This window comes from Occallatibacter sp. FHG110214_02 (assembly GCF_059115385.1).
The window spans coordinates 1-14,514 of sequence record NZ_JBZYWK010000030.1; the positions used below are offsets into that span (position 1 = coordinate 1).

At 58.4% G+C, this 14,514-nt stretch carries 8 protein-coding genes; all 8 read left to right on the forward strand.

The features are described 5' to 3' along the window. Window positions 1-154 precede the first annotated feature (154 nt). The 8 genes from AC5S3R_RS18685 to AC5S3R_RS18720 all read left to right on the forward strand — a co-directional run bounded on the left by AC5S3R_RS18685 (window position 155) and on the right by AC5S3R_RS18720 (window position 14,486). Window positions 155-1,534: an aminotransferase class V-fold PLP-dependent enzyme gene (locus tag AC5S3R_RS18685; RefSeq protein ID WP_494268689.1), complete on the forward strand. Its 1,380-nt coding sequence runs from the start codon at window positions 155-157 to the stop codon at window positions 1,532-1,534. A gap of 199 nt (window positions 1,535-1,733) precedes the next feature. Continuing rightward, window positions 1,734-3,281 (forward strand): FAD-binding oxidoreductase, encoded by a 1,548-nt coding sequence (locus AC5S3R_RS18690; protein ID WP_494268690.1) that lies wholly within the window; start codon window positions 1,734-1,736, stop codon window positions 3,279-3,281. A gap of 18 nt (window positions 3,282-3,299) precedes the next feature. Then, entirely contained in the window at window positions 3,300-4,427 is a 1,128-nt protein-coding gene (locus AC5S3R_RS18695) for a lactonase family protein (RefSeq protein WP_494268691.1), read from the forward strand. Window positions 4,428-4,429: 2 nt separating this feature from the next. Beyond that, window positions 4,430-5,512, forward strand: a complete 1,083-nt coding sequence (locus AC5S3R_RS18700) for a hypothetical protein (protein ID WP_494268692.1) — start codon at window positions 4,430-4,432, stop codon at window positions 5,510-5,512. Between the two features lie 219 nt (window positions 5,513-5,731). Continuing rightward, complete coding sequence (locus tag AC5S3R_RS18705; RefSeq protein WP_494268693.1) at window positions 5,732-7,042, forward strand: MFS transporter; 1,311 nt, start codon at window positions 5,732-5,734, stop codon at window positions 7,040-7,042. Window positions 7,043-7,158: 116 nt separating this feature from the next. Next, window positions 7,159-10,227 carry a sensor histidine kinase gene (locus AC5S3R_RS18710; protein WP_494268694.1) on the forward strand — a complete coding sequence of 1,023 codons (3,069 nt, stop codon included), beginning with the start codon at window positions 7,159-7,161 and terminating at the stop codon, window positions 10,225-10,227. Further along, window positions 10,224-10,847 (forward strand): response regulator, encoded by a 624-nt coding sequence (locus AC5S3R_RS18715; protein ID WP_494268695.1) that lies wholly within the window; start codon window positions 10,224-10,226, stop codon window positions 10,845-10,847. Before AC5S3R_RS18710 ends, AC5S3R_RS18715 begins: the two co-directional genes overlap by 4 nt. Window positions 10,848-11,135: 288 nt before the next feature. Beyond that, window positions 11,136-14,486 carry a TonB-dependent receptor gene (locus AC5S3R_RS18720; protein ID WP_494268696.1) on the forward strand — a complete coding sequence of 1,117 codons (3,351 nt, stop codon included), beginning with the start codon at window positions 11,136-11,138 and terminating at the stop codon, window positions 14,484-14,486. Window positions 14,487-14,514 lie beyond the last annotated feature (28 nt).

Consider the following 14,514-nt stretch of genomic DNA (forward strand, 5'->3'; position numbering starts at 1 on the left):
CCCGGGCGTGCGTGGCGGTAGATTGGATTCCAGGTGATTCGTTGATTGAGATGGTGGGAAGCGCGCTCGTCGTCAATCCGTAAGCATGACGCGGCATCCGCACAAGCCCATAGATTGATAGAAATTTTTTGAGGTCACGGAAAGGAAACAATTCATGAATCTGAAGTCCATCTGGAATCGCCGTTCGTTTCTCTCACTTTTAGGCGCGGTTGGAGGCGGCGCATTGGCTCCAGCGCCGCTGCGCGCCGCCACGGCAAAGCCGGATGCCCCTGCTTCCCCGCTGCTGGACGGCCACCCGATTGTGCCGATTACAAGCGGCCTTGGTTCTACGGGCGATGTCTACGCCGAGCTGGGCGTAAAGCCGCTCATCAATATTGTCGGCACCGTAACGGTGATTGGCGGCTCGGTAATGAAGCCGGAAGTTATGGAGCTGATGCGTCAGGGCAACCAGCATTTCGTGCTTCTCAACGAGTTGGAAGTGGCCGCGGGCCGCTACATTGAGAAGCTTTGCAAGACGCCTCCGGGCTACACGGGACTGGTCACCGGCGGAGTCGCCGCGGGCATTGTTGTGGCTTATGCGGGCATGATGACCGAAGACCTTGAACCGCGCATCCGCGTCTGTCCTGACGTGACGGATTTCCCGCGCACCGAGGTCATCATCCAGAAGTCGCATCGCAATCCCTTTGACCATCAGATTCGCCAGACCGGCGCCAAGCTCATCGAAGTGGAAACACGCGAGCAGATGATTAACGCCATCAACCCGAAGACGCTGGCGATTCACTTCACCAACATCCTCTCCGGCAATGGCAAGGTGAGCGGCCCGGAGACCGTAGAGATTGCCCGCGCCCACAACATCTACACCTTCAACGATGCCTCCGCCGACGTGCCACCCAAGGAGCGCCTTTGGGAGTACCCCGCGGTAGGCTTCGATTTCGTAGCCTTCAGCGGCGGCAAAGATATCTGCGGCCCACAAACCTCAGGCATCCTCATCGGCAAGGAGAAGCTAATTCGCTGGGCGCAACTGAACATGAGCCCGCAGGAAGACCGCATCGGACGCTGCTGCAAAGTCGGCAAGGAAACTATTTTCGCTTTGCTCAAAGCGCTGGAAATCTTCGTCAACCAGGACTACGACGAAGTGCTGCGCATGTACGATGCGCGTGCACAGGTAATTTCAAATGCCATCAGCAAATTCGGTGTAACAGCACTGCCGCGTGAGTTTGATATTCATGCGCTGGGCAACGTAACGCCGCAGTATAGCTGGCAGATTGACCAGTCAAAGCTGAAGATTACTGGCCATGAAGTAATGCAGCAACTCGCTGACACCAAGCCGCTCGGCATCGGCAGCATGGGCGCAGGCTCAGGCGGTATGCGTGGCCGCGATCCCAACGCGCCGCAGCATCCACAGCCGGAGCATCACAGCCGCCAGGGCGACCCCACGCGCTTTGGATTCGCCATGTGGCAGCTCAAGGACGGAGAAGACAAAATCATTGCCGACCGATTGGTCGAAATCCTCAGTATGGCTCCCAAGGCCTAATTTTCTGCTTCCAAAGATAGCCCGGCCTGTAAGCAGACCGGGCATCTGTTTTATATTGAAGGTCATTCCCCAGCGCATTACCGTGCATTTCAATCCAATTCATTTCTTTCATCCGGAGCCTTTCAAAGAACGATGGCATGGGTGTTTGGCTTCGTCTCTTCAGGTCTCTGGATAAGCTGTCAGATTGCGAGAGAGGGTCATGGCGATTGAAACGATAAGCCGTACAGATCCGCGCTACAAAACGCTGGCGAAGGGCAAAAATGGGCGCTTTCCTGCAACAGAAGCAGATGGCGCGGGCCGCATCGAATTATGCGAAAACGCAGAGGACATCGCCATCGCGCTGCAGCGCGCCGTGCATGAAGGTTTGCGCCCCACCGTGCGCAGCGGCGGCCACTGCTACGAGGATTTTGTCTACGGCAACCCCGGCGGCGTCGTTCTCGATCTCAGCATGTTCACTGATACGAAGCCTGTTCCCAATGCGCCGAAGTACAGGGTTGCCGCCGGCGCGCAACTCGGCGAGGTCTACTCCAATCTATTCAAGCGCCACAACGTTACGCTCCCCGGCGGCAGTTGCGGATCAGTCGCCGCAGGCGGGCATATCAGCGGCGGTGGCTACGGGCTACTCTCGCGCCTTCACGGAATCACAAGTGACTGGCTCACAGCACTCGACATTCTCACAGTCGATGCCAGCGGTAAAGTTATTCCACGCAGAATCGACGCAAAGCATGAGCCTGAACTCTTCCGCGCATGCCGCGGCGCAGGCTGCGGCAACTTCGGCATCATCACCGACTACTACTTTGAAGATCTGCCGCCCGCGCCCAAAGAAGTCATCACCGCCAACATCAGCTTCGCCTGGGCAGACATGACCGAGGAGCGTTTTGAAACTCTCCTCACCACCTTTGGCAGATACTGGGAGACCCGCGGCAAAGACCGCGACACATGGGGCCTGTTCGCGCTGCTTGGCCTGACGCATCGTTCCATGGGGAACCTCGGCATCTCGCTTCAGTTCTGCAATCCCGATGGAACCTGCGATGACCTCAGGGTGTTGAATGAATTCATCGCGCTTTTCGAGCCATGCAGCCCCGTGCAGACAACGCCGCAGACAGCAGCCATCACCGGTGGTGAGCGTGCCATTCACCACGCAGCTCCCGAGGCTTGTTGGGGGCAGCAGATGATGAGCCGCCATCTCTGGCTCGATGCCAATGTGCAGGGCAACGGCGGCGGCGGCGCGGGCGGCGAGCACCGAGGCAAATACAAATCCAGCTATATGAAGAAGAACTTCACGCAGGCGGAAATCGCCTGCTATTACAAGTACCTCACGCAAACTCCCCCCGGCCTCGATCTGCGAGGAACCACAGTCTCTGTTGATTCCTACGGCGGCGCAACCAACAAGAGCGAGCTTGCGGAAACCACGATGGTGCCGCAGCGCAGTTCCGTCATGAAGCTCCAGTTCATGACCTTCTGGTCAGGGCAGGAGAACGATGCCGCTCATCTTGATTGGGCAAAGGAGTTCTATACGGAGCTTTACTCCGGACCGGACGTAGAAGCGAAGTACAAAGGCGCACCCTTCTGGAACGATCGCTACGAAGGCTGCTTCATCAACTATCCCGACAAGGACATGCTGGCCTATCCCTTCTGGGCTGAGCTTTACTATGGCACGCAAGGCCAGGTTCCAGCGCTGCAAGCCGTCAAGCGGCGCTATGACCCCAACAACATCTTTCACCACGCCATGTCGATACGCGCATAAGCGCAGCGGAGATTAGCCATGAAGAAAAGCACATGGTGGACGCGAAGGGAATTCGTAAAGCGGGTCGGGCTTGCGTCTGCTGCAACAGTAGCAAGCGGCCCGCTGCTGGCGGTCTCCGCAACGCATCTTTCCTCTCCAAGCTTTGCCTATGTAGGCAGCGCCGAAGGACACATCGCAGTCTTTGCCGCAGGAGCGGGCAGATGGAAACAGCTCCAGCAGATAGCCACGCCGCAACCATCCGTGCTTGTTCTGCACCCCAACAAAGATGTTCTCTACGCCGTCAATGAAATTGACCTGTTCGACCATCTTCCCAGCGGCTCCGTAGAGGCGTACTCCATTCAGAAAGATGGCCGCATCGCGCTGCTGAATCGGCAACCACTTTCGCTCTCCGCAACCGCACCGCGACATGCCGCCATTTCTCCCGATGGTCGTGCGCTGGTGGTTGCCATACATGGTGGAGGCGCATATAACGTGCTCCCCATTCGCGAAGACGGAAGCCTCGCACGAGTCTCGGCCATTCTCAAGGAGACAGGCTTCGGCCCAGACGAAAATCATCTGCGCACATCGCATCCACAGATGGTTCTCTTCGATAACAAAGGACGTTTGCTCAGCGCAGATCAGGGCTGCGACCGCCTGAATATCTTCTGCCTTGAGCAAGACCATTTCAGCGTGCTTATGCGCCGCGAAACACAAGCAGGAAGCGGCCCTCGTCAGATAGCGTTACACCCTAACAGCGAGCTGCTCTTCGTGGCCAACGCACAGGAGCCTTCCATCCACACCTATCGATATGACAGCCACAATGGACAGATTCTCGAACCGCTCCATAGCGTCCTATGTAATTCCGCAGAAGGCAGAGCAATGACCATGCACCCTTCCGGTGATTTCCTCTACACCGCTTCCAATTATTCTGGAGCCGTCACAACATGGCGCATCGATACAACAACCGGCACACTGCACCGCATTCATGAAGCGCAAGCGGAAGACAACATCCACACCTTGATGATCACGCCGCACGATAATAACTTGCTGACCCTCAGCCAAAGCGCAGTCACTCGCTGGCAAATCAATATGCAAGGCCAACCAACAAATCCACTACAGGCTGCAGTCATACGCCAGCCCATAAGCATCGCCGTGAAGCAGATATGAGAATGAGATCGATAACACGCGCCGCATCGCGACAGATATTCCGTCTTGCATGCCTTGCCGTGGCAACAGCCGCGCTGAGCGCATCGGCAATCGCCTCCAACTGTGACAACGTTCCCCACAGCGACCATCCCAAAGCGCATTTGTCGAACGGCAAGCTCGACGCACTGGTCTTTCTGCCCGACCCAACCAACGGCTACTACCGCGCATCACGCTTCGACTGGTCGGGCGTAGTGGGATGCGTCTCACTCAACGGCCACACATTCTTCGGCGAATGGTTCACTGATTACGACCCACTGAAGAACGACGCCATCACAGGTCCGGTCGAAGAGTTCCGCGTCGATGCCGGTCCACCAAGCCGCAGTGGCCCGCACGGCGAGTTCACCATTCCGCCGGGAGCCATTGGATACGCGGAAGCCCAGCCCGGCGGCCTCTTCTTCAAGCCCGGCGTCGGCATGCTGCGCAAGGTAGACAACTCGCCCTACCAGTTTGGCGGAGCCTACCCCATCGTCGATGGCGGAAAATGGACAACCCGCATCAAGCCTGACTCCATCCTCTTCCGCCAGGTGCTCAACAGCCCCAGCGGCTACGCCTATCTCTACGAAAAAACGCTGACGCTCGCGCCCGGCAAGCCGCTGATGGTCCTGGAGCACAGCCTGAAAAACACCGGCAGCAAAACAATCGACACCTACGTCTATAACCACGACTTCTTCATGCTCGACGGCAAACCTACCGGCCCCGGCATGGTAGTTCATTTCCCCTTCGAGCCAAAGCCGGAAGACCCGCTCTCAAGCGAAGCAAAGATTGAAGGCAAAGACCTCCTCTTCGTGCAGCCGCTCGGCCCGCACACTAGCGTCTCGGGCTACCTGACGGGCTACTCCAACAATCCGTCTGACTACGACTTCACGGTAGAGGACCGCAACGCCGGAATCGGCGTGCAGCAAACCTCCGACACGCCGCTCGCCCGCCTGCTTTTCTGGTCTACGCGCACCACCATCTGTCCGGAAGGCTATATCCACCTCAACATCCCGCCCGGCCAAACAGTCCATTGGAAAACCTCCTACCGCTTCTTTACTTCCGAAAAATAGCCAGCCCCGCGCGCCATTTCAGCCCCTGGAGGATTCTCTTATGGCAGCTTTACTCTTGCTGCAATACACTTGTACAAAATTTGCTGAACGCGCTAGGTCATACGCCCTACCGGAAGATTCCTCAGGCATAGTTCAATGGAACGTTTACGAATCAATCCGAAGTATTCGAAACATAATCCATTGCAAGGCACGTTTTTTGTGTCCTCAGGGGAATCTCACATGTACGCGCAGCGTCGCTCGCACGTCCGTTTTTATCTCGCTTTCTGGCTTTTTATTCTCAGCGGCGTAGCCTTTCTTGACCGCACGAACCTCTCGATTGCGGGCCTGCAAATCAGCAAGGAGTACGGCCTCGGCAACCAGCGCCTCGGCTGGATTCTCAGCGCATTCCTCATCGGCTATGCGGGCTTCCAACTGCCCGCAGGCTGGCTTGCCACGCGCTTCGGCCCGCGCCGCGTGCTGACGCTGGGAGTGCTGTGGTGGGGCATCACAACCGCGCTTACGGCCCTGCTGCCCTCCAACCTCTCGCATGCGCTGCTGCTGCTGATTATCATTCGCCTCGCGCTCGGCGCGGGAGAAGCCGTCATCTATCCTGCTGCGAACCAGTTCGTAGCACGATGGGTTCCACAACAGGAGCGCGGCCTCATCAACGGCCTCATCTTCGCAGGCGTCGGCGCGGGCAGCGGCCTCACGCCGCCGCTGCTCACCATGGTCATTGCCGACCACGGCTGGCGCGCCGCCTTCTGGTTCAGCGCCGCCTCCGGCTTCTTTGCAGGAGTCATGTGGTGGATCAGCGCACGCGACACACCCGACGACCACCCTGAAGTCTCGACAGAAGAACTGCGCATCATCCGCAAGGGCCTTGGCGAAGACACCAGCATCATCCTCCCGCGCAAACCCAAAAGCGAAGAGCGCTCGCGCATCTCGTGGCGCGCCATCTTTGGCCGCCGCGACCTGGTTGTGCTCATGGCCGGCTATTTCTGCTTCGGCTACATTGCGTGGATTTACTTCGGCTGGTTCTTCATCTACATGTCGCAGGTGCGTGGCTTTGACCCGCAATCCAGTGCGCTCTACACCGTGCTTCCTTTCCTGTCGATTACTGTCTTTTGCCTCGCAGGTGGCGTGCTAAGCGACCGGCTCACCAGGCAATACGGACTGCGCGTAGGCCGCAGCGGTCTTGCCGCCGTAGCGCTGCTGCTCACAGCCGTCTTCCTTGTCCTCGGTTCACAGGCGCACAATCCGCAGCTTGCCGCGTGGATTCTGGCCGGTGGAGCCGGAATGCTCTATCTCTCGCAAAGCTCCTTCTGGTCCGTGTCGGTCGATATCGCAGGGCTAAGCTCAGGCGTCTTCTCCAGCATGGTCAACATGGGCGGACAAATCGGTGGAGCCGTTACCGCATCTCTCACGCCATGGATTGCGCAACACTTTGGCTGGACAACATCCTTCGGAGTCTCCGCCGGATTGGCCATCTTCGGCGCTATCTGCTGGATGACCGTTCACCCTGAGCGCAGGCTGGAAACACAAGCCGGATAGCGCGGCATTTCAAATTGATTGGAGTAAAGATCGAACCATTGAGCAGCGCACGCAATTTCATCTCCCATGTGTTGCCTCCATGGCGCAACTCTGCCCGTCCGCGCATTCGATGTAGCATGCGAATGCTCATGTTCGCGCTGGCCTTTGTGCTTACAGCGAAGACAGCCAGCACCATGCCGCTGCCGAACCTCAAGCTCTCCGAATACCAGAAGCAGAACTGGCAGGTAGAAGACGGCCTGCCCGACAACAACGTGCGCATGATCGCGCAGCGTCACGGCGGAATGCTGCTGATTGCCACCTCTTCCGGCATATACAGCTTTGACGGCCTTCGCTTTCAGCCGCTGACAAAAACCAGCGCGGAGAACAGCGAAGACGCCGCCAATCCTCATAACGAAACCGTCATCAACGAAGCCATCAACGCCATCCTTCCTGTGGGCAAAGACGACCTCTGGATAGGCACCGATGGACGCGGCGTTTTGCACCGCACCAGCAGCGGCACGGTCAACGTCAGTGAGCAGGCAGGGCGCTTTCACGAGCGCGTGCGCAACTTCTTCCTCGATGCAAAGGGCGTTCTCTGGATAGCCACGCAAAACGGCGTGGAGCGCCTGAAGGATGGCCGCATAGAGCTGATTGCCGAAACCGGCAAAGTTCCTGGCGACGTTGTCTCTCCTTTCGCGGAAGACGGTAACGGCGGCATCTTCTACATCACTGCATCCGGCCTCTATCACTGGAGCAAGGGCAAAGCTGTTCCCTTCGCGCTGCATCTCGCACAGGGCGAAGCCCCCGTCGCGGCCTATCGCGACCCGCAACACCGCATCTGGATTGGCACCACCAATCATGTCATCGAACTGGTGCCGCACAGCCACGCGCACAACGCCGAGCCGCAGTATGAAGACAAGGTCCGGGCGGAAATCTCCGGCATCGCCACCACCATGCTGGGCGATGCAATGGGCAACCTGTGGATTGGCACGCGCCACGCAGGCCTGTGGCGGCTGGCTCCCGACGGCATCTCGCAGTGGACCACACAGAACGGCCTCTCCGATGAAGCCATCCGCACCATGTTCCTCGACGACGAGCAGAACCTCTGGATTGGAATGCTCTCCGGCGGCCTGAGCCGCTGGCGCAAAGGCGCGCTAGTACCCTACGGAGAGCAGGAAGGCTTCCACGCCTCCTATGCGGCCAACGTGCTGGCAGACAGCCGCGGCGACGTGTGGCTCGGCACATGGGACAAAGGCCTCTTCCGCCGCCACAACGGCGTACTCACCGACATGACGCCCCACACCATGCCCAAAGCCATGCCCATTCGCGCACTGGCAGAGGACCGCAAAGGCCAGGTCTGGGTCGGCACATGGTTTGACGGCATCTACCGTTATGACGGCCACAACTTCGCGCACTACCTGCTCGGCAATGAGTCCCCAAGCAACGCCGTAAGCACCGTGCTGCCCGCCAGCAACGGCGGCCTGTGGGTTGGCACCTACACCGGCCTGATGTACTTCCCATCCGGCGAGCCCGACCCGCACAATCGCGTGCAGATGCTCGACTCGCAGCTTGTAACCTGCCTCACGGAAGACAAAGACGGCTCTGTTTTAGTCGGCACCAGCACAGGCCTCTTCCGCATAAGCAATGGCAAAGCTGTGCCAATCCCGGACCTTGCCCGCGACTACATCCTGTCCATCATGCAGGATAGCTCTGGCTATCTCTGGGTGGGAACCAAAGCGGGCAGCCTCAAGCTGGTGCGCGATAACCGCGTCGTCGCCGTGCCTGCAAACGCAGGTCTGCCAAACCTACCTGTCAGCACAGCAACCGAAGACAACGACGGCCATCTATGGCTAGGCACCTCTCGCGGCATCGTGCGCGTTCCGCTAAAAGAGTTGCACGACGTAGTAGACGGACACCGCTCCACGCTCAGCACTGTGCTGCTCGACAAGGCAGACGGCATGCGTTCCAGCGAGTGCAGCGGCCTGTCGCGTCCCTTATCAACGCGCCTGCCCGACGGCACACTCTGGTTCGTCACCACCAAGGGCTACGTCTCCACCACCGATGCCGCGGAAAAAATGAACGCCGTGCATCCAGTCGCAAGCATCGTGGGATGGACCCCCTCCATCGACCCCGACTCCGCAGACCTGGTGCCAACCACTTCCAGCAATGAGATTGCGCTGGAGCCGGGCCATCAGGACCTGCTCGTCTTCTTCAACGCCAAGCTACTCGCCAATCCCGGCCACATAGAGTTCCGTTACAGGCTCGCCAACTACGACGCAGGCTGGACAACCACAAGAGCACGCGTAGCGCGTTACCGCCGTTTGCCCCCAGGCCACTACACCTTCGAGGTACAAGCCCGCAGCGCAGGCGAAGAGTGGTCCACGCCCACGGCCTCCATCGCCGTGCGCCAGCGCCCTTATCTCTACCAGAGCTGGTACTTCTACGTCGCGCTTCTCATCCTCGTCGTCACTGTAATGGCGCAGCTCTTCCGCTATCGTATGCAGTTGATGAAAGGCCGCATCGGCATCATCCTCGAAGAGCGCAGCCGCATCGCCCGCGAATGCCACGATACGCTGATGGCGGGCTTCGCGGCAGTTTCATGGCAGCTCGAAGCCACAGCCAAGCTCTTCCGCGATGGCAAATCCGAGAACACGCCGCCCGCCGAGTCCTGCGAGCTGGCCCGCAGCATGGTCGCTCACTGCCAGGCCGAAGCACGCCGCATCATCTGGGACCTGCGCGACACCGACGAAGTAACCAGCATCCTCTCACACGCGCTCACGCGCACGCTCTCCATGAATGTGGCCCCGGAAACAATCGAGACCACCTTTGAAGTGGATGGCGACGAGCTTCCACTCGCCCCCGGTTGTGTGCATCAGCTAGTCTGCATCGGGCAAGAGGCAGTCTCCAACGCCATTCGCCACGCCAACCCCACGCGCATCATGATTCACCTCAAGTACGAGCTCGACATGCTGATGCTCTCCATCCGCGACAACGGCAAAGGCTTTCAGCGCACCGACCACATGCAGGGCATTCGCGGCCACTTCGGAATCCCAGTCATGGAAGAGCGCGCACGCAAGGTAGGCGGCGTGCTGCGCGTACTCAGCACCGTTGGCGGAGGAACGGAGGTCACGGTGAAGGTGCCGTTCAACGGCCAGACGCTGCCGGTAATCTCCGAGCGCCACATCATTCACTGGATTGGGATATGAAGCAGATTCGTGTGTTGTTGATTGAAGACCATTTCCTTGCGCGTGTTGCGTTGCAGTCCGTGCTCTCCGGTCATTCGCAAATTCAAATCGCAGGGGAAGCAGGCGATGGCGAAACGGGCATCCTGATGTTCCGCACGCTGCGCCCGGATGTTGTCGTGCTCGATCTCCGCCTGCCTCGCGTAAGTGGCTTCGATGTCATCGTGCACATACGCAAAGAGGTTCCCAACGCACGCATTGTTGTCCTCTCGAACTATCAGGGCAGTGAGGACATCTACCGCGCCGTGCAAAGCGGAGCTATGGCTTATCTCACAAAAGACGCCAGCGGTGAAGAGCTGCTCAATGCAATCCAAAGCGTTAACCGCGGCCTGCGCTACTTTCCGCACGTCACGCTGGACCGCCTCGCCGAGCGCATGCCCGCAGTGGATCTCACCCCTCGCGAATCCGAAGTGCTTACCTGTATCACCAAGGGTTTGAGCAACAAGGAGATTGCCGAAGAGCTTGGCATCGCCGAAAAAACCGTGCGCATCCACGTCAGCTCCGTGCTCGACAAAATGGGCGCTCGCGACCGCACGCAGGCCACCATCTACGCCCTGCAACGCGGTTTAGTGCATCTCGACTAAGCGTCTTCCTCGCGCACAAAGCACATAAAGACCGCATTTCCTGATGCGGTCTTTATAGCTATGTGTGGATTTCAAACATTTCCTTACGCATGAATCCTCTCTAGGCCAAATGCCCTAACAGTGGCACGGGCAACAGACCGATGACAGGTTCTTCGAATCGTCATCCAATCGTGACATTCCAGAAACGTTGTATTCGGCGGCTTCCCTGGCTGCCATGGTGTTCGCTGTAGTCTTTGCGCCATTTTTTGGAAGAACAAAAGAGCGGATGCAATTCCAAGGAGGCCATTTGTGAGGAAGGCAAGTCTTTGTTTACTGATGATTCTGTTTAGCTCGCTTGGTATACGAGCACAGATTGCAAATAACACATCCCTGGTCGGAACCGTTGTCGATCCCAGTGGAAACCCCATTAGCAACGGCCTGGTCGTCGCGACAGAAGAAAACAGCAAGGTCAAATCCACCGTTCACACCAACAACGAGGGATACTACGCGGTCACCTTTATTCAACCCGGAACGTATGACATCACCGTCGAAGAGCAAGGCTTCAAGAAGGTGACAAAAGTTGGCGTCGTGGTCGCCATCGATATGGCAGTGCGCACGGACTTTACACTGCCGGTTGGTTCTGTAGATTCATCCATCACGGTTACAGCCAGCACGCCGCCCCTGCAGACAGACGACGCGACCATCGGTGAGACCTTCGACCAGAAGGCCGTCGAAGAACTGCCCATCAGCGGCCACAACGCGCTGGAAGTAGCCACCACCGCATCCAACGTTTACGTCGGCTCCAATACCAACTACACCGGCAATCCTCCGGGGGAAGGTCTTGAAGGCGCAGGTCAGCGCGAGATTCAGAACAGCCTTACGCTGGACGGCGTCTCGATCATGAACAACCTCATCAGCACCACGCCGGACCACCCCTCCGCGGACATGATCTCCGCAACCCAGATGCAGAGCGGCAACTACTCCGCGCAGTATGGTTCCTACCTGGGCATTCACGTTAATCTTGTCAGCAAAAACGGCACCAATGATCTGCACGGCGCGGCGTATGACTACGTGGAGAACACCGCATTCAACGCAATGCCGTTTACATCGAAACTTGGTTCGGCCGCACCCATCCTTCACTACAACCAGTGGGGTGGCAATCTAGGTGGCCCCGTCTACATTCCCAGGCTCTACAACGGGCGCAATAAGACCTTCTTCTTTGCCTCGTTTGAAAAGCTGAACCAGATTGGACAGAGCACCGGCATCTCGTCCGTCATCACGCCGGACATGGAAAAGGGCAACTTCAATCTTCCCGGTGTTCCGCAGCTTTACGATCCCTCCACCGGGCTACCCTACCCAGACAACCAGATTCCGCAATCCGAGCTGAGTACGGCCGCCGCCAAAGTTGCCGCCAAGTATGAGGCATACATGGTTGCGCCCAATCAGCCCGGCATCGCAAACAACCTCAACAGCTCCTATCCAAGCGACCTCGTCATCAAGCAGACCATCGACCGCATTGACGAGAACATCGGCGAGAAGGTCAAGCTCTTTGGCCGCTACTACTGGCAAAACCTGAGCTTCATCTCTGGCACAGCCTTTGCCGCCAACGCATCCAGCGGACCAACGAACAGCCGCAACTGGGCCTTCGGCTACACGCACGTTCTTTCGCAGTCGCTGGTCAATGACCTCTACCTCGGCATCAACACGGTCACCTCTGACAACCTCAACTACTGGTACGCCAACGGGCTCAAGAGCGCCGGAACCGACCTCGGCATTCCCGGGTTCACCGGCGACACGCTCTACAACAATCCCGGCGTTCCCGTGCTCAGCATCTCCAATTTCCAGGGCGTAGGCAACGCGGGCAGCAACTGGTTCCAGGATGACCGCACCTACGACCTCTACGAGCAGCTAAGCTACACGCATGGCCGCCACAACGTCATGTTCGGCGCGGAGTTCCGCCGCCTGACCCTTGGCCGTGAAGCAACCAACAACCCCGTCGGAGCAATCACCGTCTCCGCAACGGCCTATCAGCCCGGCGAGCCGCTGGTCAGCACCGGCTACTCTGCCGCAGACTTCGTTCTTGGCTATATCAACAGCGACACAACCCCCATCGACACCATCAAGGGCTCGGTCGGCGAATGGCGTGATGGTTTCTTCGCACTCGACAACTGGCAGGTAACGCCCAAGTTCACGCTGAACTTCGGTTTCCGCTACGACCTTCCCACAGCGCCCTACAGCTTGAACGGTTATGGCCGCATGCTGAATGATGCGGAGACAGCGCTGGTTCCCACATCTGCAGCAACCTCCGGCGCGGACTACAAACCAACGCCCGGCTACAAGTTCGGCAGCGCGCAGCTCGATAACGCTGGTCCGCGCATCGGTCTTGACTACCGTGTCTCGGAGAAGCTGGTTCTGCGTGGTGGATTTGGCATGTATTACAACGCCAACCAGTTGAATACCTACACACTGCTTACCTCCAACTATCCCTTTGCCGCGGCGGTCAGCTACAACACCACGGCAGCTAACCCCATGACCTTCGTGAACACCACGCCGGGCGCGGGTTCTGCCTCTCCTGTTGCGGGCACGCCGGGTACCTATGTTGCGGCCTACACGCCACAGGCAAACATGAAGACGCAGCGTGCCTATCAGTGGAACGCCGACCTCGGCTATCAGTTGTGGAAGGGCTCCGCGATGGAAATGCAGTACATCGGCTCGCACTCGCTTCACCTGGACCGCAGCTACTATGACAACGAGCCGATTCACCCCGTTTCCACAACCGTTCAGTCGCTCAACTCGCAGCGCCCCAACCAGTTGTTCGGCTCCATCCGCGTCTTCCAGGAAGACGAGTACTCACACTACAACGCGTTGACCGTCGTGCTGCGCCAACGCACTTACCACGGCCTCTCCGGGCAGGCGAGCTACACCTGGTCGCATGACCTCGATATCTCCGCCGACTCCAACTCTGGCGGAACCACATCGCAGCAGTACAACATCGCGGCAGATTACGGTAACTCCAACTGGGACGTGCGCCATCGTTTCGTCGCGGAGCTTACCTATCAGTTGCCAACTCCGCAAGGCAACCACTTTGTGCGTGAAACAGCAGGCGGATGGCACCTCAGTGCCATTCTCAACTTCCAGACCGGCATGCCATACACCGTATCCATGAGCAGCAACACGCAGGCCGCCGGCGTAGACCAGGGAACACAACGCCCCTCCTGGTCACACTTGGAAAAAGGAAGCTGCAGCCTCAAGAACGCTTATGCGGGCCTCAGCGGAACATCTGCCTCATGCATCGATGAGAGCGCCTATCAACCCGCCGTCAACTACGCCATTGCGGGCAACGTTGGCTATGGCAACATTCATCGCAACAGCCTCTATGGCCCGGGCTTCCAGTATCAGAATCTGGCAGTCTTCAAGGACTTCCCGCTCTACGACCGCCTGAAGTTCCAGTTCCGCGCCGAAGCCTATAACGTCTTCAACCACCCCAGCGGAGCCAACCCGAACTCCGGTGGAATCACCATCGACACCTCTGGAGCATGCGCGGCAAACTCCTGCCTCGTCTTCCCCAGCGGTTACGGACAGATCACCAGCGTACAGCAAGTCCCCGGCACATTCAGCGGAGCGCGTCTGCTGGAACTCTCCGGAAAAATCATCTTCTAATCAACCCACAGGCGGCCGGCAGCGTAAC